This is a genomic window from Algihabitans sp., from assembly GCF_965226985.1.
GTDB lineage: Bacteria > Pseudomonadota > Alphaproteobacteria > Kiloniellales > DSM-21159 > Algihabitans.
Map to the genome: position 1 here is coordinate 2,744,587 of NZ_OZ245712.1, position 26,490 is coordinate 2,771,076.

Annotated in this window: 21 protein-coding genes and 1 other RNA gene; 18 read left to right on the forward strand and 4 right to left on the reverse strand. The window is 68.7% G+C overall.

Annotated features, from left to right (window positions below; genetic code table 11):
* Window positions 1-20 precede the first annotated feature (20 nt).
* Entirely contained in the window at window positions 21-1,637 is a 1,617-nt protein-coding gene (locus tag ACO054_RS12580) for a peptidoglycan -binding protein (protein WP_421706927.1), read from the forward strand.
* Here the strand turns inward: ACO054_RS12580 and ACO054_RS12585 are convergent.
* From ACO054_RS12585 to ACO054_RS12600, 4 genes are all read right to left on the reverse strand, one after another.
* A complete protein-coding gene (locus tag ACO054_RS12585; protein ID WP_421706928.1) occupies window positions 1,618-2,787 on the reverse strand; it encodes an NAD(P)/FAD-dependent oxidoreductase in 1,170 nt (389 codons plus the stop codon). The two genes, ACO054_RS12580 and ACO054_RS12585, sit on opposite strands and share 20 nt — an antisense overlap.
* Window positions 2,788-2,912: 125 nt before the next feature.
* Window positions 2,913-3,755, reverse strand: coding sequence for a class I SAM-dependent methyltransferase (locus ACO054_RS12590; RefSeq protein ID WP_421706929.1), 843 nt, complete (start codon window positions 3,753-3,755; stop codon window positions 2,913-2,915).
* Window positions 3,756-4,157: 402 nt separating this feature from the next.
* Window positions 4,158-5,126, reverse strand: coding sequence for an aldo/keto reductase (locus ACO054_RS12595; RefSeq protein ID WP_421706930.1), 969 nt, complete (start codon window positions 5,124-5,126; stop codon window positions 4,158-4,160).
* 37 nt (window positions 5,127-5,163) lie between these two features.
* Window positions 5,164-6,144 carry a Gfo/Idh/MocA family protein gene (locus tag ACO054_RS12600; protein ID WP_421706931.1) on the reverse strand — a complete coding sequence of 327 codons (981 nt, stop codon included), beginning with the start codon at window positions 6,142-6,144 and terminating at the stop codon, window positions 5,164-5,166.
* A gap of 156 nt (window positions 6,145-6,300) precedes the next feature.
* Here ACO054_RS12600 and rnpB point away from each other — a divergent pair.
* From rnpB to ftsZ, 17 genes are all read left to right on the forward strand, one after another.
* An RNA gene (rnpB, locus tag ACO054_RS12605) (RNase P RNA component class A) lies at window positions 6,301-6,686 on the forward strand.
* Window positions 6,687-7,200: 514 nt separating this feature from the next.
* A complete protein-coding gene (locus ACO054_RS12610) occupies window positions 7,201-7,689 on the forward strand; it encodes a division/cell wall cluster transcriptional repressor MraZ (protein ID WP_421706932.1) in 489 nt (162 codons plus the stop codon).
* Entirely contained in the window at window positions 7,686-8,702 is a 1,017-nt protein-coding gene (rsmH, locus tag ACO054_RS12615) for a 16S rRNA (cytosine(1402)-N(4))-methyltransferase RsmH (protein WP_421706933.1), read from the forward strand. The genes ACO054_RS12610 and rsmH overlap by 4 nt, the downstream gene beginning before the upstream one ends.
* Window positions 8,699-9,355, forward strand: coding sequence for a cell division protein FtsL (gene ftsL / locus ACO054_RS12620; protein ID WP_421706934.1), 657 nt, complete (start codon window positions 8,699-8,701; stop codon window positions 9,353-9,355). The genes rsmH and ftsL overlap by 4 nt, the downstream gene beginning before the upstream one ends.
* The gene (locus ACO054_RS12625; protein ID WP_421706935.1) at window positions 9,355-11,139 is read left to right on the forward strand and encodes a peptidoglycan D,D-transpeptidase FtsI family protein; all 1,785 of its coding nucleotides are present in this window, start codon (window positions 9,355-9,357) and stop codon (window positions 11,137-11,139) included. The genes ftsL and ACO054_RS12625 overlap by 1 nt, the downstream gene beginning before the upstream one ends.
* Window positions 11,126-12,601: a UDP-N-acetylmuramoyl-L-alanyl-D-glutamate--2,6-diaminopimelate ligase gene (locus ACO054_RS12630; protein WP_421706936.1), complete on the forward strand. Its 1,476-nt coding sequence runs from the start codon at window positions 11,126-11,128 to the stop codon at window positions 12,599-12,601. The genes ACO054_RS12625 and ACO054_RS12630 overlap by 14 nt, the downstream gene beginning before the upstream one ends.
* The gene (locus tag ACO054_RS12635) at window positions 12,598-14,082 is read left to right on the forward strand and encodes a UDP-N-acetylmuramoylalanyl-D-glutamyl-2,6-diaminopimelate--D-alanyl-D-alanine ligase (RefSeq protein WP_421706937.1); all 1,485 of its coding nucleotides are present in this window, start codon (window positions 12,598-12,600) and stop codon (window positions 14,080-14,082) included. Before ACO054_RS12630 ends, ACO054_RS12635 begins: the two co-directional genes overlap by 4 nt.
* Before the next feature lie 21 nt (window positions 14,083-14,103).
* On the forward strand, window positions 14,104-15,189 hold the full coding sequence (gene mraY, locus ACO054_RS12640) for a phospho-N-acetylmuramoyl-pentapeptide-transferase (RefSeq protein ID WP_421706938.1): 1,086 nt from the start codon (window positions 14,104-14,106) through the stop codon (window positions 15,187-15,189).
* A 7-nt stretch (window positions 15,190-15,196) separates the two neighbouring features.
* Window positions 15,197-16,594 (forward strand): UDP-N-acetylmuramoyl-L-alanine--D-glutamate ligase, encoded by a 1,398-nt coding sequence (gene murD / locus ACO054_RS12645; protein ID WP_421706939.1) that lies wholly within the window; start codon window positions 15,197-15,199, stop codon window positions 16,592-16,594.
* Complete coding sequence (locus tag ACO054_RS12650) at window positions 16,591-17,715, forward strand: FtsW/RodA/SpoVE family cell cycle protein (protein ID WP_421706940.1); 1,125 nt, start codon at window positions 16,591-16,593, stop codon at window positions 17,713-17,715. The genes murD and ACO054_RS12650 overlap by 4 nt, the downstream gene beginning before the upstream one ends.
* Window positions 17,712-18,863 carry an undecaprenyldiphospho-muramoylpentapeptide beta-N-acetylglucosaminyltransferase gene (murG, locus tag ACO054_RS12655; protein WP_421706941.1) on the forward strand — a complete coding sequence of 384 codons (1,152 nt, stop codon included), beginning with the start codon at window positions 17,712-17,714 and terminating at the stop codon, window positions 18,861-18,863. Before ACO054_RS12650 ends, murG begins: the two co-directional genes overlap by 4 nt.
* The gene (gene murC / locus ACO054_RS12660) at window positions 18,860-20,302 is read left to right on the forward strand and encodes a UDP-N-acetylmuramate--L-alanine ligase (RefSeq protein WP_421706942.1); all 1,443 of its coding nucleotides are present in this window, start codon (window positions 18,860-18,862) and stop codon (window positions 20,300-20,302) included. The genes murG and murC overlap by 4 nt, the downstream gene beginning before the upstream one ends.
* Window positions 20,299-21,267 carry a UDP-N-acetylmuramate dehydrogenase gene (murB, locus tag ACO054_RS12665; RefSeq protein ID WP_421706943.1) on the forward strand — a complete coding sequence of 323 codons (969 nt, stop codon included), beginning with the start codon at window positions 20,299-20,301 and terminating at the stop codon, window positions 21,265-21,267. Before murC ends, murB begins: the two co-directional genes overlap by 4 nt.
* Window positions 21,260-22,183 carry a D-alanine--D-alanine ligase gene (locus ACO054_RS12670; protein ID WP_421706944.1) on the forward strand — a complete coding sequence of 308 codons (924 nt, stop codon included), beginning with the start codon at window positions 21,260-21,262 and terminating at the stop codon, window positions 22,181-22,183. Before murB ends, ACO054_RS12670 begins: the two co-directional genes overlap by 8 nt.
* Window positions 22,174-23,031 (forward strand): cell division protein FtsQ/DivIB, encoded by an 858-nt coding sequence (locus tag ACO054_RS12675; protein ID WP_421706945.1) that lies wholly within the window; start codon window positions 22,174-22,176, stop codon window positions 23,029-23,031. Before ACO054_RS12670 ends, ACO054_RS12675 begins: the two co-directional genes overlap by 10 nt.
* A 23-nt stretch (window positions 23,032-23,054) precedes the next feature.
* Window positions 23,055-24,326 carry a cell division protein FtsA gene (ftsA, locus tag ACO054_RS12680; protein ID WP_421706946.1) on the forward strand — a complete coding sequence of 424 codons (1,272 nt, stop codon included), beginning with the start codon at window positions 23,055-23,057 and terminating at the stop codon, window positions 24,324-24,326.
* 171 nt (window positions 24,327-24,497) lie between these two features.
* On the forward strand, window positions 24,498-26,273 hold the full coding sequence (ftsZ, locus tag ACO054_RS12685) for a cell division protein FtsZ (RefSeq protein ID WP_421706947.1): 1,776 nt from the start codon (window positions 24,498-24,500) through the stop codon (window positions 26,271-26,273).
* The last annotated feature ends 217 nt before the right edge of the window (window positions 26,274-26,490 follow it).

Below are 26,490 nucleotides of genomic sequence, written 5' to 3' on the forward strand. Positions count from 1 at the left end.
TCTGCCGAGGCTAGACGCCCATGTATAATCTCTCCCGCACCGGCAGAGAACGCGCCACCAACATCTGGCCCGGCTTCGTCGACGGGCTGGCGACCCTGCTGCTGGTGCTGGTCTTCGTCCTGCTGGTCTTCATGGTCGGCCAGTTCTTCCTTTCGACCGCGCTGACCAATCGGGATACGCGGCTGGCCGAGCTGACCTCGCAGTTGGACCAGCTTTCCGACCTGCTGTCGCTGGAGCGACAGGCCAACGAAAGCCTGCGCGTCGACGTCTCCCAGCTCTCGTCGGAACTGCAAGCCTCCTTGGGCCAGCGCGACTCCCTCTCCGCCCAGCTTTCGGCTCTGACCGAACAGCGCGATCGTCTGGCCGGGGATCTCGCGCGGCTGGTCAATGAGCGGGATCTGCTAGCCCAACGTCTGGAACTGGCCGAGACCGAGCTGCGTCAGTCGACGGCCGAACTGGCCGAGGCGCAGCAGCAGGTCGCGGCCGACCGGGCGACGATCGAAGCCCAACTCGCCGAGGTGCAGGCCCTGCAGGATCTCCGCGACCGGCTGCGGCTGGAGCTGACCGGGCTGGAGGGCCGGCTGGCGAGTCAGGAAGAGACGGTCGGGCGTCTGGAAGGCGAGCTGAGCGCGGCGGAGCAAGCCCTGGAGTCCCGCAGCGAACAGATCGCGGCGCTGGAGCGGGAGGCCCTGAGCCGCGAGGAGGAACTGGCGGCGCAGATCGCGGCGCTGGAGGCGCTGCGCGCGCGGGTCGAGACCCGCGACGCCGAGCTGGCCGAGCTGGAAGCCGAGCTGGCGGCCCAGGCACGCGCGCTGACCCAGGCGCAGAGCGGCCTGAGCGACCGCGAGGAGCGCATCGCGGAGTTGGAGCAGTTTCTGGCCGACCGCGACGAAGCCTTAGCCGAACTGCGCGCCAGCGGCGAGGAAAGCCGCGCCGCGCTGAGCGAAACAGAGGCCGAGCTGTCGCGTACTCAGGACTTCGCCACCGAGCAGCAACGTCTCAACGAGACGGCGCAGCGCGAGGTCGAACGACTGAATCGTCAGCTTCTGCAGCTTCGCGAACAACTGGCGGCCCTCAACGAGGCGCTGGAGGCCAGCGAGGCACTCAACCGGGACCAGCAGGTGGAGATCGCCAACCTCGGCCAGCGGCTCAACGCCGCGCTGGCGACGAAAGTGCAGGAACTGGCCCGCTATCGTTCGGAGTTCTTCGGACGGCTGCGCGAGGTGCTGGGCGACACCCCGGACGTCCGGATCGTCGGCGACCGCTTCGTGTTTCAGTCGGAGGTGCTCTTCGCCTCGGCCTCGGCAAGCCTGCAGCCCGAGGGCGCCGAGCAGATCGCCAGTCTGGCGGACACGCTGATCGACCTCGCGGAAGAGATTCCCGCCGACCTGGACTGGGTGCTGCGGGTCGACGGCCACACCGACAGCCTGCCGATCGCCACGGCACAGTTCCCCTCCAACTGGGAACTCTCGACGGCGCGGGCGATCGAGGTGGTGCGGTTCCTCATCGACCAGGGCCTGCCCGAGAACCGCCTGATCGCCGCCGGCTTCGCCGACAACTGGCCGATCGCCGAGGGCAACAGTCCCGACGCGCTCAGCCGCAACCGGCGCATCGAGTTCAAGCTGACCCAGCGTTAGGAGCCGTTTCACCCTGACGAAAGCGCGCCGGCGAGACACCCTCGGTCTCGAAGGTCTGGGCCGCGAGTTCCGGCGGCAGCGCCTTGCCGAGAACCAAAGCCGCTGTCAGGCGCGCCGCCGCCGGTGCCGTCTGGATGCCGTAACCGCCCTGGCCGGCGAGCCAGAAGAAGCCTTCGCCGGCCGGATCGAAACCGATCACCAGGCTTTTGTCCGGCGCGAAGGTGCGCAGCCCCGCCCAGCTCGCCTCCAGTCGCGTCACTTCGTAGTCGAAGACCCGGGCGAAGCGGTCGAGCCCTTCGGCCAGCACCAGGTCGTCGGGCCAGGCATCCTGCGGCTCGACCAGGTCGGCGTCCGCCGGCGAGACCATCATGCGGCCGGCATCGGGCCGCATGTACCAGCGCTCGCCCAGGTCGCCGGTCAGCGGCCAGCGGGCGACGTCCCAGCCGTCGCGGGGTGCCAGCAGCGCGGCCGAGCGGCGCAGCGGCTGCAGCCCGACCGGCGGCAGGCCCGCCTGCTGCGCCACCTGATCCGCCCAGGCGCCCGCCGCATTGACGATCAGCGGCGCCGCGAAGGCACCCGCCGTCGTCTCGAGATGCCAAACTTCGTCCGCGCGACGCAAAGCGGTCACCCGGGCGTTGCAGACAAGCGTGCCGCCGGCCTGTTTCAGGAAACGAAGGTAGATCTGGTGCAGGCGGTCGACGTCGATATCCATCGCGTCGGCCTCGTAGGCCGCGCGCGTGAAGCTGCCAGGCCGCAAGGCTGGAACCAAGGCATGGACAGACGCTTCGTCCAGCGCTTCGACGCCGTCGCCTTCGGCCATCAAGTCGTCGAAGGCCGCCGCCTGCGTCCCGTCGTCGAGCTGCAGAATCCCGCGCGGAGACAGCAGGCTGGCAGGCGCCTCCTCCACCTCGACCGCCAGGGGATGCGCCTCGAAAATCGGCCGGCTGGCCCGATTGAACTGGCGAATGCTGGCGTTGCCGTAGTTCTGGATGAAACAGGCGGCGGAACGCCCAGTGGTGTGATAGCCGGGCCGCGCCTCCCCCTCCAACAGCAGGACGCGCAAGGACGGCTCGGCCGCCAGAATCTCGGCGGCCGCCGAGGCCCCCGCCATGCCGCCGCCGATGACGACAATGTCCGCCCTATCCGTCATAGACCCTTCCGTCGATCCCGATATCGCAGCTGCCTCCGGCCGAGATGCTCTGCAGCAACGCCCTTCCTTACTGCGTTCTACAATCTGCGATCCAGTGCGGAAACTGACCTCGGAGCCTCGGCCGCTCAGGCCCGGCGCAACCAGATGCTACCCGACTGCCGTGTCGTCAAAGGTTGGAAGGCCGAGAGGTAGGTGTCGATGACCTCGGGATGCCGCGTCATCATGTAGTGTCCCGGAAAGCAGACTTCGAAATAGCCGGAAAGAATCCAGCCGATCAAAGCATTTTGCTCGGAATAGAATCTCTTTCGCCATCTCGGCGGATAGTCGTCCGGCAGAAATATATCGTGGAGATGTACGTAGGTTCCCGAGGGCAGACGCGGAAAGATCCGGTTGAACTGAATGTCCACGTCCAGTCCCGGCATCATGATATGGCTTGAATCGATAAAGAGGATATCGCCGGGCGTCATGTCGTCGAAGAGATAGGCATCGCGGTCGCAGAGGACGCGCCGTTCCCAGGTGACTCCCAGGCCTTCCAGAGACCGTCGGGGTTGCGGGTCGATGCAGGTGATCCGGGGCGGAGCCTCGCAGTCGCGCGCGGCGCGGGCCAGATAGGTGGTGGAGTTTCCCGATCCGATCTCGACGATGCGCCGCGCCCCGCTTCTCCGGACGATGGTGTAGGCGGCCGCGCCGTCCAGGGGCGGAAACATGCCGCGCCCCCAGACCGGATCGCCCGCTTCGCGACCAAAGGCTCGAAAACGTTCCAGGTGGTTCGCGATCTCGCCGACGAAGCTCTCGAACGTCGGAAGCCGGTCGTCGAAGATGGCTTCGACGGATTCATAGGGTGGGATGCGGTCCGGCACCGAGCCGGCATATCCGTACTGAACGAAGAAGCCCGCCTGCTGAATGCCCGCTAAGGTCAGGATCTGGGCACGGACGGCCGACAGGGTTTGGCGTAGCGATCGGCGCATTCTCCCCCTCCCCTTCCAACATCTCACCATCGAAGCGCGAACAGCCAGAGTCGGAGTGTAAGCATATAATTTTGCGAAAATACAATTATGTTCAGAAAAAACATTAATATTCAGCAGCTTGCCGAGACCTTCCTCGCGCGAAAGCCGCAGCCTCCCGATCTTCGATATCTCTATCGAATACCGGGCGTAGAAAAACCTGAAATCATGAACTCATGAAAACGCCCACCATCTCGGGCGCGCAGACGTCATAGAGACAAGGGCGCAGGCCGACCAAACCGCCAGGCGTCCGGCACCTGACGGAACTGGCGTCCTGACGAAGCGGTGATCGGGAGACCTGGAAGCCTAGAGCGCGATCGTCTGAGGCAGAAGCGTTTGGCTTCCACCTAAGGCGTGACTCCTGCTCTAAGCTTCCTCCAGCCGGTCTGTGGCCAGGGCAGGCTGGCGGGAGAGCGCGGCGATCTCGGCGCGCAGCTCGGGGGTCATCTCGATCTCCACCGATTTGAGGGCTGCCTGCAGCTGGGCGACGCTGCGGGCACCGACGATCGGGCAGGTCACGGCCGGATGGGCGCCGGCCCAGGCCACGGCGAGACTGACGGGGTGCCAGCCGCGCGCCTCCGCGAAGGCCGTGAAGTCAGCTGCCGTGCGATAGACCCAGGCCTCGCCGTAACGCTCGGCATACTTCTCGTCGTCCAGAATGCGGCCGCTGTCGGGTTTGCGGTCGGGGCCATACTTGCCGCTCAACAGGCCGCCGCCGACGGGACTGTAGACGATGGTCCCGAGCCCCTCCGCAGCCGCCAGGGGGAGCAGCTCGACCTCCGCCTGCCGCTTGACCAGCGAATACATCGGCTGGATGACCTGGAAGCGGTTCCAGCCATGGCGCTCGGAAACGCCCAGAGCCTTGGCGATCTGCCAGGCCGCGAAGTTGCTGGCACCGCTGTAGATCACCTTGCCGGAGCTGACGAGGTCCTCCAGCGCCCTGAGGGTCTCCTCGAGGGGCGCGTGAGGATCCCACTTGTGCAGAAACAGGATGTCCAGACGATCCGTCCCGAGCCGCTTGAGACTCGCCTCCACGGCCGAGACGATGTGCCGGCGACTCAGCCCACGATCATTCAGACCCTCGCCCATGGCGTTGAAGCACTTGGAGGTGATCACCAGCCCGTCGCGCTCTTTGGCGATCAGCCGCCCGAGGATCTCCTCGGCACGGCCTTGGCTGTAGACGTTGGCGCAATCGAAGAAGTTGATGCCCGCTTCGCGACAGGCGGCGTAGAGGCGGCCCGACTCCGCCTCGTCGGCATCGCCGCCGAAGGACATCGTTCCGAAGCAGAGCTGCGAGACCTTGATGCCGGTCCGCCCGAGCCAAACGTTTTCCATCGCTTTTCCTCCCCAACCTCAAATACTAGCGTTCTCTCTAGGACCTGCCGTCCAGCAGGGCCTCAATCCAGGTCTGAACGGCGAAGGCCTCGGCGACCGTCGCAAGCGCGTGCGGCTGGCCGGCGGCGCAGAGGGCAAGCTGGCTCAACTGGGCGTTCAGGGCTTCCTCACGCGCATCGCCCTCGGGACTGCGTGCCTCCATGAAAGCTCCGCCGTCCGAGACCTGCAGATGATAGAAGTCGGCGATGCGATAGCTGCGCCGACTGCCCTTGACCGTGACCTCCTGCCGGTCCGGCTGCCGGCCGCCGACGCTCCCGAAAACGGAGACCGGCAGACCATCCGGCGTCTCCAGCCGGGCCAGCAGATGGGTCTCCGCCAGATCCGGGGCAGGAAAACTGGGCCGCGCCCAAACCGGCTCCAGCGGCCCAAGCAGGCGCGCGGAGAGAAACAGAAAGTGCGAGATCACCTCGCGGGTGAAACCGCCCTCGGCCCGGAAACGCAGCCAGTCCGCCCCGGCCTGCCAGGCGCGCGGCCAGGCGGCGTAGGTGACGAGGATGTCGATCCCTAGCGGTTCGCCCAGTTCGCCCGCAGCCAGCGCCCGGCTGACCTCGGCCAGGGCCGGGCTGGCCGCCTGGGTGAAGTTGACCGCCGCCGGACCGCCGGAGGCCGCCAGGCGCTCCGTCAGATCCCGGCTGGTCGCCACGTCGATGCCCAAGGGCTTTTCGAGCAGAAGCGGCTTTCCCGCCGCCGCGGCCTGCAGGGCGTAATCCTTCCGAGGCTCCGGCGGGCAGGCCAGATAGACGACATCCGCTTCGGCGATCACGGCGTCGGCCGCCTCCGCGATCCCAGCCTCCGGAGCCAGGGCCCGCGCCTCGGCTCTCGCGGCCTCGGCCGGATCCCAGAGGAGTCCCGGCCGAAAGTCGGGATGCTGCCGGATCACGCCGAGCAGCCGGCGCCCCATGATGCCCAGTCCGATGATGCCGATGCTGCGCGTCCCGGTTATGTGCGGCTCAGTCATGTGCGGCCCGACCATACGCGTCCCTCCCCTCAAGCTCGCTGCCCCTTCTAGACTGGATCCGAAGGTTCCGAAACCGGCTGCGGCGGCTTGGCCGGCAGAGCTGCGATCAAGCTTTTCGTTGATCGCACATCCGCCTGTCTTTACATCCAGCGCTCGCCAGACGGCCGGATGACCGCTTTTCGCCCTCTCGGCGAAGGGAGGAAAGTCCGGGCTCCACGGAAACAGGGTGCCGGGTAACGCCCGGCGGGCGCGAGCCTAGGGAAAGTGCCACAGAAAGCAAACCGCCGCGCTGCGGCGCGGCAAGGGTGAAAGGGTGCGGTAAGAGCGCACCGCCGCCCCGGCGACGGGGCGGGCAAGGTAAACCCCACCCGGAGCAAGACCGAATAGGGGCGACAGGGACCTCCGCGAGGAGGCCAGGCGTGTTTCCGCGTCGTCGCCCGGGTTGGTCGCGCGAGGCCCGTAGCAATGCGGGTCCCAGATGAATGGTCATCCCCCTGCCTCCGGGCAGGGGACAGAACCCGGCTTACAGGCCGTCTGGCGTTCCTGATCAAGACCCGGGGTTCCCCAAGACAAAGTGGGCGGCCTTTGCGCGGCCCGAAGGGCTTCACAAGCTCTCTCGACCGACGTCGTTCGGCCTCGACCCACTTTTGTTCACCCCTAAATAAGAACATTCGATGAACAAGTTCTTTCGCCTTAATTAACGGCAAGACTTACTCGGAGGACGCGAGAGCGTGAAACAGCCGGGTTTGTGACCCGAATAGCGATCTGTTGATAACTTGGAAACACATCGCGAATACTTTCTCGTGTCGTTGACACCCATCTGAGCCCATGATATCCCATGATTTCCCATGCATACTCGGCAGGAACCCTGTCGAGTTGGGCCTCGGAGAACGGAGAGAGACGAGGCGCTGCAAGGGGTGAAACGGCCGCGAGGCCGGCGGACGCAGGTGGGGCGTCCGGTAGACGACGGGTCAGGCGGATGCCCCGCCCGATCCGGAGACAGCGGCTTCGGCCGCCGCAAAGCGCGGCGGCGGATGTCGAAACAGGGGACCGACCATGGCGCCGATCTTTCTCGGCACCCACGAGGTAAAGCTGGACAGCAAGGGTCGCGTGTCGATCCCTGCGCCCTTCCGGCCGACCCTGTCCCGCCAAGGCTTCGACGGCGTGATCCTCTTCCCCTCCTACAAGGTGGAGGGCGCGATCGAGGGCTGCGGCCAGGACTTCCTGAATCAGCTGATGGACTCGGTCAACTCCTACGAGCTCTTCAGCGACGCCCAGGAGGATCTCTCCGCCACGATCTTCGGCGCCGCCCACCAGCTGCAGTGGGATTCCAACGGCCGCATCGTTCTGCCCGAAGCGCTGATCACGGCGGCCGACATCAAGGACAAGGCGGTCTTCGTCGGCACCGGCGCTCTCTTCCGGATCTGGCAACCCGAGCGCTGGGCCGCCTATCAGGCCGCGCGGCGGCAGTCGGCCAAGGAGAAGGTTCCCTCCCTGGCCGTCAAGTCGCAAGCCAGCGGGCAAAGCGCGGGAGGTGCGGCATGACCGGACCCACTCCGCGACAGACCGGCGCTGTCGGTCCCGGTGGTCACGTCCCCGTGCTGCTGGCCGAGGTGCTGGAGGTCCTGCACCCGCGCGACGGCGGCATCTATCTCGACGGCACCTTCGGGCTGGGTGGCTACAGCCGTGCCCTGCTGCTGGCAGCCGACTGCAACGTGGTTGCCTTCGACCGCGATCCGACGGCGATCGCGGCCGGGCGGTCGCTTCAGACCGAGTTCGGAGACCGCCTGCAGCTGGTCGAGGACCGCTTTTCCGAGATGGGGCGCCACCTTCCGCTGCCGGTCGACGGCATCGCGCTGGATCTCGGCGTCTCCTCGCCGCAACTGGACCGGCCGGAGCGCGGCTTCTCCTTTCGGAACGACGGGCCGCTCGACATGCGCATGGGCGCGTCCGGCGAAACCGCCGCCGAAGTGGTCAACAGCCGCAGCGAAACTGAGCTGGCCGACTTGATCTGGCGCTACGGGGAAGAGCGCCGGAGCCGACAGATCGCGCGCGCGCTGGTCGCCCGCCGCAGCGAGCGGCCCTACAGCCGCACCCTGGATCTGGCGGAGACGGTGCGCGCCGTCGTGCGCGCCTCGAAGGACGGGATCGATCCGGCGACACGCACCTTCCAGGCACTGCGCATCTACGTGAACGACGAATTGGGCGAGCTGGAACGCGGCCTCGCCGCCGCCGAGCGCTGTCTCGCCCCCGGTGGCCGGCTGGCTGTGGTCAGCTTTCATTCCCTGGAAGACCGGATCGTGAAGGACTTCCTGCGCACGCGCTCCAGCGCGGCTCCGCGCGGATCGCGTCACCTGCCCGATGCGGGCGCGAGCCTCGCCCCCACCTTCGAGCTTCTGAGCCGTCAGGCGATCAAACCGGGTGCGGGCGAGGCCGCGGAAAATCCGCGCGCGCGTTCCGCCCGACTGCGCGCGGCGGCACGCACGGACGCCCCTGCATCGACTGACCACACATCGACCGATGGGGAGTGGGACCAAGAGAGCGGAGGGACGGCATGATTCTGCGCTGGACCACCTTGCTCTGGCTGGTCGCCTTCGCCGTCGCGGTCGGTCTGGTCTTCCAGATCAAATACGCGGTGCAGGCCCTGGACGACCAGCTCACCTATGCACAGACGCGCATCCAGAACGACCGCGAGGCGCTGCATATCCTGCGGGCCGAATGGAGCTACCTAAACCGGCCGCAGCGCATCGCGCGGCTGGCCCAGCGGCACCTGGAAATGATTCCCTTGACCGCGCCGCAGATCGGCCGCATCGCCGCACTGCCGCCGCGCCCCGAGGCGATGGACGGTCGCGTCTTCGCCGCCGGACCGCCGGTCCCGCCCCGTCACCCTGGCGCCCCGGCGCATTTCGGCAGCCGACCGGTGCCGGGGGACATGCCCGCACCACAAAGCCTGCCCAACGAACGTTTGGCCGACGAACGTTTGGCCGAGGGGCGGTCGCCCGAAAGCTCCGATCCGATCGGCGATCTGGTCGCGGCGACGCTGCAGGCCAACCGAGCACCCGCCAACGCCTCCACTGAGGCACCCGCGATCCGCCGCGTCGCAGAGCCGCTTCCGAACAGCCTGGGGCGGGTCGATGACGCCGTTCCGCGCAATCCCGTGACCGGCGCCCCCTTGCCGGTGCGCCATCATAGTCTTTCGGAGACCCGCTGATGCCCCGCCACAGCGACACCAAGATCGCGCCGACCACGCCCTGCGGTATGGATCTGGGACAGGGCGGCGTCCACGGCGGCTGGACCATCAGCCTGGATGGCCAGCGCAAGGCCGCCCTGGAGATGGGTCGTACCCGCCTGCTGGTCGCGGCGGCCGTCTTCATGCTGGCCTTCGTTGCCGTCGGTTTGCGTCTGGCCGACCTGGCCCTGCTGTCGGAACAGGAGGAGCCCAAGCGCGCCGAGACGCCCAGCGCCGCGGCCGCCCTGGAGACCCAGCGGGCCGAAATCCTGGACCGAAACGGCCAGGTGCTGGCGACCACCCTGCCGACCAACTCGCTCTACGCCAATCCGCGCCGGGTGATCGATGCGCAGGCGGCAGCCGTCGCGCTCGCCCGGGTCCTGCCGGAGTTTTCCGTCGCCGGCCTGAAGGCCAAGCTGAGCCAGGACACCTCCTTCACCTGGATCAAGCGCGGCCTGACGCCCCGCGAGACGGCGCGGATCAATGGGCTGGGGGTGCCGGGGCTCGACTTCGTGCGCGAGGAGCGGCGCTTCTACCCGCACGGGCACCTGACGGGACACCTGGTCGGCTACACCAACATCGACAACGTCGGGCAAATCGGCCTGGAAGCCAGCTTCGACGATGTCCTGCGCGGCAGCAACGAGCCGCTGCGCAGCTCCCTGGACCTGCGCCTGCAGCACATTCTGATCGACGAACTGGCCAAGGCGAAGGAGGAGTGGCGCGGCATCGGTGCGGCCGGGATCGTGCTGGACGTCCGCAGCGGCGAGATCCTGGCCATGGCCTCCCTGCCGCTGATCAACCCCAACGCGCCCCGGACGATTCCCGACGCGGCCTTCCTGAACCGCGCGACCCAGGGCGTCTACGAGCTGGGATCGATCTTCAAGGTCTTCTCGACCGCAATGGCGCTCGACCTCGGGGTCGTCGGGCTGACTGATGGCTTCGACGTGACCCATCCGATCCGCGCCGGCGGCTTCCGCATCAACGACTTCAAGCCGAAGCGGGGTGTGCTGAGCATCCCGGAAATCCTGATGTACTCCAGCAACATCGGGACCGTGCACATGACCCTGACCGCCGGGACGGAGGCGCAGCAGCGCTTTCTCCGCCGTCTCGGCCTGCTCGATCCGGCGAACCTGGAACTGCGGGAGGTCGGCCGGCCGCTGCTGCCCCAGGTCTGGCGCGAAATCAACACCATGACGATCAGCTACGGCCACGGGATCGCCGTCACGCCGCTGCAGGCTGCGCGGGCGATGGCGGCGATGGTGAACGGCGGCGAACTGGTGCCACCGACCCTGCTCAAGCGCACGAACGGCGAACGCATCCTGGCCGAACAGGTGATCAGTCCGGAGACCTCTCAGAAGATGAATTGGCTGCTGCGGCTGGTGGTCGAGGAAGGCACGACCGGCAAGGCGGACGCGGAAGGCTACCGGGTGGGCGGCAAGACCGGCACGGCCGACAAGCTGGATCCCCGTGGCGGCTATGCCGCAGACAAGCGGATCGCCTCGGTCCTCTCCGCCTTTCCGATGGACAACCCCCGCTACGTCGTCATGGCGATGGTCGATGAGCCGAAGCCGACCGACTACAGCTTCGGCTACGCCACCGGCGGCTGGGTGGCCGCGCCGGTCGTCGGGGCCGTGGTCGAACGCATGGCGCCGCTGCTCGGCATCCAGCCGCAGGCGGAGCCCGATCAGGTGCCCGTGTCGAGCGAGGCTTGGAACCCGCAACTGATCCCGGTGAACCTCAGGGGGCGCCACGTTGCAGCTCGCTGAGCTTCTGACGGAGGACGAAAACCACACAATGGGCAGCACGGCCGAACGACTGGAGATCGCGGGGCTGACGGCGGACAGCCGCCGGGTCGAGGCCGGCTTCCTCTTCGCCGCCCTGCCCGGCAGCCAGGCGGACGGCCGCGACTTCATCGACCAGGCGGTGGCCAGGGGCGCCGTAGCCGTGCTGGCGCCCAGCGGAACCGAGATCAAGCGCTACGACCCGCCCGTCCTGCTGATTCAGGACCCGGAACCGCGGCGGCGGCTGGCGCTGATGGCGGCGGCGCTGCACAAACGCCAGCCACGCGAGATCGTCGCGGTCACCGGCACCAACGGCAAGACCTCGGTCGCCGTCTTCGTGCGGCAGATCTGGGAGCACTTGGGCCGCCGAGCCGCAAGCCTGGGCACCCTGGGGCTGATGCCGCCGCGCGCCGACGCGCCGGCCGCCCTGACCACCCCCGACCCTGTCGAGCTGCACCGCTGCCTGGCAGCCCTGGCCGCCGACGGCATCGACGCGCTGGCCATGGAGGCCTCCAGCCACGGTCTGGATCAGTATCGGCTCGACGGCGTGCGCCTCTCGGCCGCCGCCTTCACCAACCTGAGCCGCGATCACCTGGACTACCACGGCAGCATGGAGGCCTACCTGGCGGCCAAGGCGCGGCTCTTCACCGACCTGCTGCCGGCCGACGGCACCGCCGTGCTGAACGCCGACATCGCCGAATTCGCGCATCTCAAGTCCCTCTGCGACAGGCGCGGCCAAGAGATCGTGAGCTACGGTCAAGCCGGGCGCGACCTGCGCCTGCTGGCGCTGAAACCGCTGCCGGCCGGACTGGACCTGACCCTGGAGATCCACGGTGACCGCCGGCAGGTGATCGTCCCGCTGGCCGGCGCCTTCCAGGCGCACAACCTGCTGGCCGCGCTGGGCCTGGTTCTGGCCGGCGGCGCCGATCCGGCCGCGGCGCTGGCGAGCCTGCCCCATCTGACCGGCGTGCCCGGCCGCGTGGAACGGGTCGGCGCGACGCCGACCGGCGGCCAGGTCTATGTCGACTACGCTCATACCCCGGACGCTCTGGCGGTGGTGCTGCAGGCCATGCGGCCGCACGTCGCCGGCAAGCTCTGGGTGGTGTTCGGCGCCGGCGGCGACCGCGACCACGGAAAGCGCCCCTTGATGGGCGCGGCAGCGGCCGCCCACGCCGACAGGGTCGTCGTGACCGACGACAACCCGCGCAGCGAGACTCCTGCGGCCATCCGCGCGCAGATCCTGCCGGCCTGTCCCGAAGCGATTGAGATCGGGGACCGACGCGAAGCCATCGAATTTGCGCTTGCCCGGCTCGAAGACGGTGATGTGTTGGTAATCGCTGGGAAGGGTCACGAAAGCGGCCAGATCGTCGGCGACCGCGTGTTGCCTTTCGACGATCGCGATGCCGCCCGCACGGCCATCGAACGCTTGGCCGGAGGACAGTCATGACGGAGGCGCTCTGGAGCGCAGAGGAAGCGATCGCCGCGACCGGAGGAACCGGTCCGAGCGCTTGGCGCGCCCACGGTGTCTCAATCGACAGCCGCAGCCTTCTTGTCGGCGATCTCTTCGTCGCGCTCGCGGGTCCCAATTTCGATGGCCACGACTTCGTCGCCGAAGCCCTGTCCAAGGGCGCGGCCGCCGCAATTGTGCACCGCCAGCCGAGCGAGCTGCCGGGCGACCTTCCCGACGACGCCCCGCTGCTGGTGGTCGAGGACAGTCTGGAGGCCCTGTGCGACCTGGCCCGCGCCAGCCGCCGTCGGACAAACGCGCGGATCTGCGGCGTCACCGGCTCCTCCGGCAAGACCTCGACCAAGGAAGCGCTGAAGGCCTGTCTCTCGCCCCAAGGCAAGACCTTCGCCAGCGCCGGCAGTCTCAACAATCACTGGGGCGTGCCTCTCTCCCTGGCACGGCTGCCGAAGACGGCCGACTACGCCGTTTTCGAGATGGGCATGAACCATGCCGGCGAGATCGCCGAACTGTCCGACTTGGTCCGCCCGGACGTCGCCGTCATCACGACCATCGGCCTGGCACACATCGAGTTCTTCGACAGCCAGGAGGGGATCGCCGACGCCAAAAGCGAGGTCTTCCAGGGCATGTCACCGCAAGGCACCGCCGTGCTGCCGCGCGACGACCGCTTCTACGAACGGCTGGTTGGAAAGGCGGCGGCGGCAGGCCTGACCAAGATCCTGTCGTTCGGCCGGCACGAAGAGGCCGATGCCCGTCTGATCAACGCCGACCTCTATGAGACTTGCAGCGCGGTCCAGGCCGAACTGCGCGGCAAGCCGGTCGACTTCTGTTTGGCGCAACCGGGGGCGCATTGGGTGACCAATGCCCTGGCGGTGCTGAGCGCCATCACGGCCCTGGGCGCCGATCCGGTGACCGCCGCCGCCGAGCTATCGCGGCTGCAGCCCGTCTCGGGCCGGGGTGCCCGCCGCAAGCTGCCGCTGCCGGATGGCCAGGCGGCTCTGCTGATCGACGAGAGCTACAACGCCAACCCCGACTCCGTGAAGGCCGCTCTGGCCGTGCTGGGGCGTGCCAAGCCCGAGGGTGCGGGCCGACGGATCGCGGTACTGGGCGACATGCTGGAGTTGGGCGGACAAGGCCCCGCCTACCACGCCGCACTCGCCGAGGCCGTCACGGATGCCAATGTGGATCTCGCCTTTCTCTGCGGTCCGCAGATGGCGCATCTCGGCCGCGCCCTGCCCCCATCGCGCGTGGCCGCGCTGGCCGTGGACTCCGCGACGCTGGCCCCGCAGGTGGCCGAGGCGCTGCTGCCTGGCGACGTGGTGCTGGTCAAGGGGTCGCTCGGCAGCCGCATGCGCGTGGTGATCGCCGCCTTGGACGCCCTGGCACCCGACTCCCAAGAGGCGTCCGATACCGAGGCCTCCTCCGATCAACCGGCCGCGCCGCGCGCGGCCAACGGCGGCTGAGGAGGTCGAGAAACCGCACCTATGCTGACCCTGCTTGTTCCCTTTGCCGACGACTTTCAGCTGTTCAATCTGTTCCGCTACCTGACCTTCCGCAGCGGCGGGGCGGTGCTGACCGCGCTGCTGATCTGCTTCCTGCTCGGTCCGCGCGTGATCGCCTGGCTGAAGAAGAAACAGCGCGAAGGCCAGCCGATCCGCGAGGACGGACCCCAGAGCCATCTGTTGACCAAGAAGGGGACGCCGACCATGGGCGGCGTCCTGATCCTGCTGTCCCTGGCGGTCTCAACCCTGCTGTGGGCCGATCTGACCAATCCCTACGTCTGGGTCATCCTCTTCGTGACCATCGGCTACGGGGCGATCGGCTTCAGCGACGACTACCTGAAGCTGACCCGGCGCAGCCACAAGGGCCTGTCGGGGCGCGGCAAGCTGGCCGTGCAGATCGTCATCGCCGTGGCCGCGACGGCCTGGATCATACAGATCGCACCGCCGGAGATGGACCGGCACCTAGCGGTTCCCTTCTTCAAGGACCTGCTGCTCAATCTCTCCTGGTTCTTCCTGCCCTTCGCGGCCTTCGTGATGGTCGGCGCCTCCAACGCCGTCAACCTGACCGACGGACTCGACGGCCTGGCGATCGTGCCGGTCATGATCGTCGCCGCCTGCTTCGCCCTGATCGCCTACCTGGTCGGCAACACCGTCTTCTCCAACTACCTGCAGATCCACTACGTCGCCGGCACCGGCGAACTGGCTGTGCTCTGCGGCGCGCTGGTCGGCGCCAGTCTGGGCTTTCTCTGGTTCAACGCCCCGCCGGCCATGGTCTTCATGGGCGACACCGGCTCGCTGTCCTGCGGCGGCGCCCTGGGCGGCATCGCGGTGGTGACCAAGCACGAACTGGTGCTGGTGATCATCGGCGGCTTGTTCGTGCTGGAAACCGTCTCGGTGATGATTCAGGTGCTGTCCTACAAGGCGACCGGGCGGCGCGTCTTCCGCATGGCGCCGCTGCACCATCACTTCGAGCAGAAGGGCTGGGCCGAGCCCACCATCGTCATCCGCTTCTGGATCATCGCCTTCGTCCTGGCGCTGATCGGCCTTTCCACGCTGAAGCTGCGATGAGGGGCCGATGATCGAACTGCCCTTCTTCCACGGTCTTCCGGTCGGCGTGCTTGGCCTCGGCAGCTCCGGCGTGGCCGCCGCACGTGCGCTGCAGGCCAGCGGCGCCGAGGTCTGGGCCTGGGACGACAACGAGGATGCGCGCGCGCGTGCTGCCGAACGGGGGCTGCCGCTGGTCGACCTGCAGCGCTGCAACTGGCAGGAACCGACCTCCCTGATCCTGTCGCCCGGCATTCCCCACAGCCATCCGGCGCCGCATCCGGTCGTGGAGCTGGCGCGCGAGGCCGGCGCCGAAGTCATCGGCGACGTCGAGCTGCTGGGCCGCGCCCAACCCGACGCCCGCTACATCGGCATCACCGGCACCAACGGGAAGTCGACGACGACAGCCCTGCTCGGCCACATGCTGCAGCTTTGCAACGTCGATGCGCAGATCGGCGGCAACATCGGCCTGCCCGTGCTGGAGCTGGCGCCCGCCGGCAACAGCGGCACCTACGTGCTGGAGATGTCGAGCTACCAGCTCGAGCTGACCTTCTGCATCACCTTCGACGTCGCGGTGCTGCTTAACATCACGCCCGACCATCTGGAGCGTCACGGCGGCTTCGACGGCTATGTCGCCGCGAAGAAGGAGATCTTCCGCCGGCAGACCAGCCCCCGAACCGCGATTGTCGGCCTGGACGACGACACCTGCCGCGCCATCCACGACGAACTCGCGGCGGCCGGCGACCAGCGTGTCATCGGCATTTCGGCGGAGCGGGAGGTGCCGGGCGGAGTCTACGTCATCGACGGCGTGCTCTACGACGAACTGGACGGGCCGCGCGTGGCGACGATGGATCTCCACGAAATCGCGAGCCTGCCGGGCCGTCACAACTGGCAGAACGCCGCAGCGGCCTATGCCGCCGGCCGGGCCTGCCAGGTGGCCGGGGCACCGCTGACTGCCTCGATCCGCTCCTTCTCCGGCCTGCCGCACCGGCAAGAGCGCGTCGCGGCCATCGAAGGCGTCGCCTACGTCAACGATTCCAAGGCGACCAACCCGGAGGCGGCGGCCAAGGCCCTGGCCAGCTATCCGACGATCTACTGGATCGCCGGCGGGCGCCCCAAGGAGGGCAGCCTGGAGCCCTGCCTGCCGCATCTCGACAAGGTCGCCGAAGCCTTTCTGATCGGCGAGGCCAGCGAGCCCTTCGCTGCTGAGCTGGAGGGCAAGGTCGCGCTGCAGCGCTGCGGCGATCTGGCGACGGCCCTGGCCGCCGCCACCGTGGCTGCGCGGCGCGACGGCAAGCCCAATCCCGTGGTGCTGCTGTCGCCGGCCGCCGCCAGTTTCGACCAGTTCACGAGCTTCGAACAGCGCGGCGAGGTCTTCCGCCGGGCCGTCGAGGCCATTCCGGGCGAGCGCGAGGAGGAGGCGGTATGAGCAGCTTCGCGCGCGCCGACACCTCGATCATCGGCCGCTGGTGGTGGACCGTCGACCGCTGGACCCTGGCGGCCCTCGCCGTGTTGATGGGCATCGGGGCGGTGCTGATTCTCGCCGCCTCGCCCGCCGTGTCGGAGCGGATCGGCCTTGGGTCCTTCTCGCTCGCGAAACGCCAGCTCGTCCTGCTGCCGTTGGCCGCCGCCTGCCTGATCGGAACCTCGCTGCTCTCCGTCACCTGGGTGCGCCGGCTCGGCGTGCTGGGCCTGCTCGGCACCCTGGTTCTGCTGATCGCGACTCTCGCCATCGGCCCCGAGATCAAGGGCGCCCAGCGCTGGATCAACCTGCTCGGCTTCTCGCTGCAGCCCAGCGAGTTCCTAAAACCCTTCTTCGCGATCTCCTGCGCCTGGCTCTTCGCGCTCGGCAAGAGCCAGCCGGCCTTCCCAGGCACGGCCCTGGCGATGGCGCTTTTCGGGCTCTTCGCCACGCTGCTGCTGGCCCAGCCGGACCTGGGGCAGACCTTCGTCTTGGGCGTCATCTTCGGCGTGCAGTTCTTCCTGGCCGGCGTGCCGATGGTGCTGGTGGTCGCGCTGGGGATCTGCGGTCTGGTCGGCCTGGTCGGCGCCTACGTCTTCCTGCCGCACGTCACCGAGCGCATCGACCTCTTCCTCGATCCCGCCGCCGGCGACTCCTTTCAGATCGACCGCTCCCTGGAGGCCTTCGTGCACGGCGGCCTCTGGGGCGTCGGCCCGGGCGAGGGCCGCGTCAAGGCCGTCCTGCCGGACGCGCACTCCGACTTCGTCTTCGCGGTAGCCGGCGAGGAGCTGGGGCTGGTTCTCTGCCTGCTGATCGTCACGGTCTACGGCTTCGTCGTGCTGCGCGGCTTCGCCCGCCTGCTGGGCGAGTCGAGCCTCTTCGTCCTGCTTGCAGCCACCGGCCTGCTGACGCAGTTCGGACTTCAGGCCCTGATCAACATGGGATCGGCCCTGAACCTCATTCCCACCAAAGGCATGACCCTGCCCTTCATCAGCTACGGCGGCTCTTCCCTGCTCGCCCTGGCGGTCGGCATGGGTCTGTTGCTCGCGCTGACCCGCCGCCGCTTCGCGACGGGAGACGAACCATGAGCCGCGCGACCGACAGCAAGCGCCGCTTCACAGCGGTCCTGGCGGCGGGCGGGACCGGCGGACATATGTTCCCAGCCCAGGCCCTGGCCCGCGTGCTACTGGAGCGCGGCGCCAAGGTGGTGCTGATTACCGACAAGCGCGGCGCCGGATTCGGCCCGGATCTGCCGCAGATCGAGACCTGGCGCGTGTCGGCCGGCGGCGTCGCCGGCGGCGACCTGCTGTCCCGCGCAGGCGCCGCGATCCGGCTGGGCTGGGGCGTCCTTCAGGCACGCTCGCTGCTGAAGCGAATCGGTGCCGACTGCGTGGTCGGCTTCGGCGGCTACGCCAGCGTGCCGACGGTCTTCGCCGCCGGACGATCCGGGCTGCGGGTGGTCCTGCACGAGCAGAATGCCGTCGCCGGGCGGGCGAACCGCCTGCTCGCCGCGAAGGCCGAGACGATCTGCACCTCCTTCGCCACGGTTTCCGGCCTGCGGGAGGCCGACCAGGCGAAGGTCACCATTACCGGCAACCCGGTGCGCAGCGCCATCGCCCAGCTCGGCCGCCAGCCCTACGGCGTTCCCGGTCCCAAGGACGAGCTGCGGCTGCTGGTGGTCGGCGGCTCCCAGGGCGCGCGAGTCTTCAACGACATCCTGCCGCACGCCCTCTGCCGCCTGCCGGACGCGATCAAGACCCGCCTGAAGGTGGCGCAGCAGGTACGCGGCAGCGACACAAGCGGCGTGGCAGAGGTCTACGAAACCTGCGGCGTGACGGCCGAACTGCGGCCCTTCTTCGAAGACATGCCCGAGCGCCTGAAAACGGCCCATCTGCTGATTTGCCGTGCCGGCGCCTCCACCATCGCGGAACTGGCCGCGGCCGGCCGACCGGCGATCCTGGTGCCCTACCCTTTCGCGGCCGATGACCATCAGACCGGCAATGCCCAGGCGCTGGCCGAAGCGGGCGGCGGCTGGCTGCTACCCCAGTCGAACCTGACACCCGACAGCCTCGCCAAACGTCTGACCGGCCTAATCGAGGAGCCGGGCGCGCTGGTGCACGCCGCCGGCTGCGCCCGTGCCTTCGCGGAGGAAAACGCGGCCGAGCGGCTGGCCGACATCGTCATGCAGCGGCCGCGATCCAACGGCGGCAGCAAGGACGCGGAGGCGGCCGCATGAGAGCTCTGCCCCTCGACATCGGTCTGCTGCACTTCGTCGGCATCGGCGGCATCGGCATGAGCGGGATCGCCGAGATCCTGCACAACCTGGGCTACCAGGTGCAGGGCAGTGACATCTCGGAAAGTGCCAATGTCCGCCGCCTGCGCGCGCTCGGTATCGAGGTCGCGGTCGGACACCGGGCCGAGAACGTGACCCAGGCCCAGGTCGTCGTGGTCTCCAGCGCCATCAAGCCGGACAACCCCGAACTACTGGCGGCGCGCGAGCGCTTCCTGCCGGTCGTACGGCGTGCCGAGATGCTGGCGGAGCTGATGCGCCTGAAGTGGTCCATCGCCGTCGGCGGCACCCACGGAAAGACCACCACGACGTCTCTCGTCGCCGCCCTGCTGGAGGCCGGCGACCTGGACCCGACGGTCATCAACGGCGGCATCATCAACGCCTACGGCACCAACGCGCGCCTGGGCGCCGGCGACTGGATGGTCGTGGAGGCCGACGAGAGCGACGGCACCTTCACCAAGCTGCCCTCGGCCATTGCCATCGTCACCAACATCGACCCGGAGCATCTGGACCACTACGGGACGGCGGAGGCTCTGGACCGGGCCTTCGAGACCTTCGTCGAGAACATCCCCTTCTACGGTTTCGCGGTCCTCTGCATCGATCATCCCGGCGTGCAGGCGCTGATTGGGCGCATCGAGGACCGGCGGATCGTCACCTACGGCTTCTCGCCGCAGGCCGAGGTCCGGGCGGAAGCCCTGGAAGCCTCTGCCAGCGGCTCGCGCTTCTCGGTCGTAATCTCGGACCGGGCCGGCGAAAGCCGACGCCGGATCGACGAGCTCTTCCTGCCGATGGTCGGCCGCCACAATGTCGAGAACGCCCTCTCGGCCGTCGCCGTCGCGCTGGAGATGGGGCTGAGCGACGAGACGATCCGGGCCGGGCTGGCCGGTTTCGCTGGCGTCAAACGCCGCTTCACACGCACGGGCGAGGCCCGCGGCGTCACGGTGATCGACGACTACGGCCATCACCCGGTCGAGATCGCCGCCGTTCTGCAGGCCGCGCGCCAGGCCACCGAGGGCCAGGTCGTCGCCGTGGTGCAGCCGCACCGCTATACGCGGCTGGCCAGCCTGTTCGAAGACTTCTGCAGCTGCTTCAACGATGCCGACGCGGTCGTCGTGTCGGACGTCTACGCCGCCGGTGAGTCGCCCATCGAAGGTGCGGACCGCGACCACCTGGTTGCCGGCCTGCGGGCACGCGGGCACCGCCGCGCCCTGCCGCTGGAGACGCCGGACCGGCTGGCAGAGACGGTGGCGCCGCTGGTCCGGCCCGGCGACCTGGTGGTCTGTCTCGGCGCCGGCACGATCACAGCCTGGGCCGGCAGCCTGCCCGAACGCCTGGAAGCGCTCTACGCCGAGCAGGACCGCCAGTCGGCGGGAGGGAGGTCATGAGCGCGATGGCTGCGGAACAGCTTCCCCGTCTGCTCGACCGCCTGCCGCCAGTGCGCGGGCGCTACAGCGAGAACGCCGATCTGGCCAAGATCACCTGGTTCCGGGTCGGCGGACCGGCGGAAGTCAGCTTCCGCCCGGCCGACCGTGCCGACCTGCAGGCCTTTCTGGCCGCCAAGCCAAACGACGTGCCGGTCACGGTGATCGGCGTCGGCTCCAACCTGCTGGTGCGCGACGGCGGCGTGCCCGGCGTGGTGCTGCGCCTGGGCCGCGACTTCGCCGGGATCGACACTGCCGAGAGCAACCAGGGCGGCACGGCTCTGGACGTCGGCGCGGCCTGCCTGGATCTGAACGTCGCCCGGACGGCCGCAGAGGCCGGCCTGACGGGTCTGGAGTTTCTCTGCGGCGTACCCGGCACCATCGGCGGTGCCCTGCGCATGAACGCGGGGGCCTACGGACACGAACTGAAGGACGCCCTGGTCTGGGCCGAGGCGGCCGATCCGCAGGGGCAGCTTCATCGCCTTTCGCCGGAGGAGATGGGTCTGTCCTACCGCAGGTCCTCCGTCCCGGCCGACTGGATCTTCCTGGGCTGCCGCCTGCGCGGACAGCCCGGCGATGCAGCCGAGATCCAGGCCCGCATGGCCGAGATCCAGAGCAGTCGCGAGGAGAGCCAACCGATCCGCACCCGCACCGGCGGCTCGACCTTCAAGAACCCGCCGGGTGAGAAGGCCTGGCAACTGATCGACGCCGCCGGCTGTCGCGGACTGACCCTGGGCGGCGCCCAGGTCTCCGAGAAGCATTGCAACTTCCTGATCAACACCGGCACCGCCAGCGCCGCCGACCTGGAAGCGCTGGGCGAGGAGGTGCGCCGCCGCGTCAAGGCGAACAGCGGCATCGCGCTGGAGTGGGAGATCAAGCGCATCGGCCTGCCGGCCGCCCGCAAGCCGGAGGGCGCCGACCATGGCTAAGCGCGTCGCCGTTCTGATGGGCGGCCCCTCGGCCGAACGCGAGGTCTCGCTGACCAGCGGCGCCGCCTGCGCCGCCGCTATCCGCGAGCTGGGCCACGAGACCGTCGAGATCGATCCCAAGCTGGGCGAGGCCGGCGTGGTCGCCTTGATCGAGGCGCTGACGCCCAAGCCCGACATCGTCTTCAACGCGCTGCACGGCCGCTGGGGCGAGGACGGCTGCGTTCAGGGTCTGTTGAATCTGCTGGGCCTGCCCTACACCCATTCGGGCCTTTTGGCCTCCGCCGTGGCGATGGACAAGCCGCTGGCCAAGCAGGTCTTCGAAAGCGCCGGCCTGCGCGTGCCGGGCGGCCGCACCGTCTCCTGCGCCGAGCTGTCGGCCGGCGATCCCCTGGCCCGCCCCTACGTCGCCAAGCCGCTCAACGAAGGCTCCTCCGTCGGCGTGCGGATCGTGCGTCAGGGGGACAATCGGGAGCCGCTGGACCCGCAGTCCTGGGGTTTCGGCGACCGCATCCTGGTCGAGCCCTTCATCGCCGGTCAGGAACTGACGGTCGGGGTGATGGGCGATCGGCCGCTGGCCGTCACCGAGCTGCGCCCGCACCAGGGCTTCTACGACTACGAGGCCAAGTACACCGCCGGCCGGACCGACCACCTGGTCCCCGCCCCGGTGCCGCCGAAGATCTACGAGGCTGCACTGGAAGCGGCCGCTACAGCGCACCGGGCTCTGGGCTGCCGCGGCGTGTCGCGCGCCGACTTCCGCTGGAACCCGGAGGAGGAGGAAGCCGGTCTGTACATCCTGGAGGTCAACACCCAGCCGGGCATGACGCCGCTGTCGCTGGTACCGGAACAGGCACAGCACCTGGGCATGTCCTTCACGCACCTGGTGGGTTGGATGCTGGAGCACGCTGCATGCGACTGACCCGTACAACCGAGCCGAAACGCAAGGCCCAGCCGAAACGAAGCCGGCGCACCGCCAAGCCGCCGCGCCGCCATTGGCGCTGGGCTTTGCCGCTCGCCGCGCTCGTGGTTCTGGGCGGCGTCGGGAGCTGGGCAAGCTCAAGCGGTTGGATCGAGCGCCAGAGTCTGGCGGCGACCGAGGCCTACTTCGCAGCAACCGCGCAGGCTGGCCTCGCCGTCGACGACGTGCTGGTCGAGGGGCGCGGGCGCACCACCTCCGCCGAGGTTCTCGCGGCCCTGGAGGTCGGGCGTGGCAGCCCCACCCTGCGCTTCGATCCCGAGGCGGCGCGCGCGCGCCTGCTGGCCCTGTCATGGGTCGCCGACGCGCGGGTAGAACGCCGCCTGCCCGACCTGATCTTCGTGCGCCTGCAGGAACGCCAGCCGCTGGCGCTCTGGCAACTGCACGGCCGGCTGAACGTCATCGACACCGAGGGCGAGATCATCGCCGGGGCCGAACCGGCCCGCTTCGCGGACCTGCCGTTGCTGGTCGGCGAAGGCGCGCCCGAGCGCGCCGGAAACCTGCTGGCCCTGCTCGACCGCGCACCGGACCTGGCGGCGTTGGTGGTCGCGGCCGTGCGGGTCGGAGAGCGCCGCTGGAACGTCGTTCTGGACGGCGACATCGAGGTGCGCCTGCCCGAGGTCGGCGCCGTGGAAGCCTGGGAACAGTTGGCCGAACTGGTGCGCGACGAGGCGCTGCTCGAGCGCGACGTGGTGACCATCGACCTGCGCCTGCCCGACCGTTTGATCCTGCGCGGGCACAACGCCCCCGAACCCGCCTGGCGGCGTGCCGCCGACGGCGAAGAAACCTGAGCCGAGGGGAGCCAATCACCGCGATGCGCAAGCCACCGCGCCGCAACCGCAACGGTCTGATCGCCGGCCTGGACGTCGGGTCGGGCAAGGTCTGCTGCCTGATCGCCAAGCGCGACGGGCCGGACGGGCTGCCGCGCGTCGTGGGGATCGGCCAGCAGATCAGCCGGGGCGTGAAGTCGGGGGCCGTCGTCGATATGGAGGCGGTCGAGCGGGCGATCCTGGCCGCCGTCCACGCCGCCGAGGAGATGGCCGGCGAAACCATCGAACAGGCCGTGATCTCGCTGTCCGGAGGCTATCCCGCCTCGCGCACGGTCAATGTGGAGGTTTCCATCGACGGCCACGAGGTCAGCGACGCCGACCTCGCCAGAGCGCTGACAGAGGGGCGTCAAGTCGAGGGCAATCTGGGGCATCCGGAAAAGGGCCGCCAGCTCGTTCACTCGATCCCGGTGGCCTACACCATCGACGGCAGCCGGGGCATCCGCGACCCGCGCGGCATGTACGGCGAGCGCCTGGGCGTCAACATGCACGTGGTCACGGCGGCCATGGGGCCGGTGCGCAACCTGGCCACCTGCATCCAGCGCTGTCATCTGGACATCGGCGGCTTCGTGGTGGCGCCCTACGCCTCCGGCCTGTCTGCGCTGGTCGACGACGAGCGCGAATTGGGCGTCACCCTGATCGACATGGGCGCCGGCGTCACCTCGATCGCCGTCTTCTACGAAGGCAGCCTGATCTACACCGACGCGGTGCCGGTCGGCGGCGGCCACGTCACCAGCGATATCGCCCGCGGCCTCTCCACGCCGCTCAATCACGCCGAGCGGCTCAAGACGCTCTACGGCCACGCCGTGGCCACCGCCTCCGACGCGCGCGAGATGATCGACGTGCCGCAGGTGGGGGAGGAAGAGGAAGGCCACAGCCACCAGGTGCAGCGCTCGCTGCTGGTCGGCGTCATCCAGCCGCGCCTGGAGGAGACCTTCGAACTGGTGCGCTCGCGCTTGGAAGCCAGCGGCTTCGACAAGGTCGGCGGGCGCCGCGTCGTGCTGACCGGCGGCGCCAGCCAGTTGCCGGGCATGCGCGACCTGGCGGCGGACATCTTGGACAAGCAGGTGCGCATCGGCCGGCCGATCCATGTCGGCGGTCTGGCCGAAGCAACCGGCGGACCGGCCTACGCCGTGGCCGCCGGGCTGATCGCCTACGCCCTACAGAACGAGGTGGCGAGGCCTCCCGAGGCTCGTCCCCACAGCACGCACGCAGGCCTGGTCGACCGGGTGGGGAGCTGGCTGCGTGAACACTTTTGACGACCCCACCGAACGGCTGCCCGTGCAGCGACAGTCGTCCCGAAGATATCGGGACACCTTATCCGCCGTCCCGGGTTTTCCGGGACATTCACCCGCCGGTCCCCGCCGGAACGTACGGGGCGCCCGGTTTGGGCCTGCGATGTGAGAAACCGTGAACTGGAGACTTCCGAGATGACCCTGAATCTGAACGCTCCCGAAATGGAAGAGCACTTGAGCCCCCGTATCACCGTGATCGGTGTCGGCGGCGCCGGCGGCAACGCCGTCAACAACATGATCAACTCCCAACTGGAGGGCGTTGAGTTCCTGGTGGCCAACACGGATTCCCAGGCTCTCAAGGGCTCCATCTGCGATCACCGGATCCAGCTCGGACGCAACATCACCTCCGGCCTGGGCGCCGGCTCGCGGCCCGAGGTCGGCCGCGCCGCCGCCGAAGAACAGCTCGAGGAGATCCTGGCCCACCTGGAGACCTCCAACATGGTCTTCATCACCGCAGGCATGGGCGGCGGCACCGGCACCGGAGCGGCGCCGGTGATCGCCCGGGCCGCGCGCGAGTCCGGTATCCTGACCGTCGGCGTGGTGACGAAGCCCTTCCAGTTCGAGGGCATCCACCGGATGCGCATCGCCGAAAACGGCATCCAGGAACTGAGCCAGTACGTCGACACGCTGATCATCATCCCGAACCAGAACCTCTTCCGGGTCGCCAACGAGAAGACCACCTTCGCCGACGCCTTCAAGATGGCCGACGACGTGCTCTACTCCGGCGTGCGCGGCGTGACCGACCTGATGGTCATGCCGGGCCTGATCAACCTGGACTTCGCCGACATCCGCTCGGTAATGACCGAAATGGGCAAGGCGATGATGGGCACCGGCGAGGCCGAGGGCGACAACCGCGCCATCGCCGCCGCTGAGGCCGCGATCTCCAACCCGCTGCTCGACGACGTTTCCATGCAGGGCGCGCGCGGCGTGCTGATCAACATTACCGGCGGCATGGACATGACCCTGTTCGAGGTCGACGAGGCGGCCAACCGGATCCGCGACGAGGTCGACCCCGACGCCAACATCATCTTCGGCTCGACCTTCGACGAGAGCCTCAACGGCCGGATGCGCGTCTCGGTCGTGTCCACCGGCATCGAGGCCGAAGAGGCCGTGGAGCCGCGTCCGTCGAACCTCTCGCTGGTGCACTCCCGTCCCTTCAACCGTGCGGCTGCGCAGCCGGAGGCCGGGCAGTCGACACCCCAGACCGGCACTGCCTCCAGCGAAATCTCCCAGGCCCCGGCGACTCCGCCGGCCAGCCTCCCCATCCAGGCTGAAAGGACGGTCGAGGTCACGGCCGAGGCGGCGGCACCGTTGGGTCGGGCCGTTACCGAAACGGCCGAACCCGAGACCGCGCCTGCAGAGACGACGGCAGCCGTCCCGGCGCAAACAGCAGCTGAACCGGCCAGCGTCCAGGCCGAACCCGAAGCCGCCCCTCGGACGGCCCCGGAGCCTCAGGCCGACAGCTTTCTGCCGCCGGCTCCCGCCGTGCCGGAGCGGCGCAGCCACGCCGCCAGCCAGCCGGCGAGCCGCCCGGACCCCTTCGCCGTCGCGGACCTCGCCAACGCCGCCCGGCAACAGCGGGCTGAGCAGCCCGAGCGGGCGGAAAGGCCGTCAGCCGGCAGCGCGTCGCGGAACAAGGCCTACAGCCTGTTCCGGCGGGTCACCGGCGGTCTGACCGGTGCCACCGACCAGGAAGCCCGAGAGGCCTCGGCCCCTCAGGTTCGCCGGGAGCCTGTGATCTCCCGTCCCAGCGAGCCGCAGCCAGCGGCCAAGGCCGGCGAGACGGCCGGCGGCAATCCGGCGGCGGAGGCGCGGCAGCACAAGCTGGCGGGCATGGAGCAGAACCAGGCCAGCAAGGACGAAGAAGACCTGCTGGATATTCCGGCCTTCCTGCGCCGTCAGGCGAACTAGAGTGCGATCGTCTCAGGTGGGAGCGTTTGGCTTCCACCTGAGACGTGAAGCGCCCTCTAAGCCTTATGCTGAGAGCAGGATTTGGTGGGCTGGAGTCGGCGTTCGGCGATGACCGCAGTCGCGAAGCGTTCGCAGCGATCGCGACAGTCTCCGGAGCGAAAGCGCTCAAGTAATTAAGGGTTCATTAACTTTAAGCGGGCGCTCTAACACTATCCCT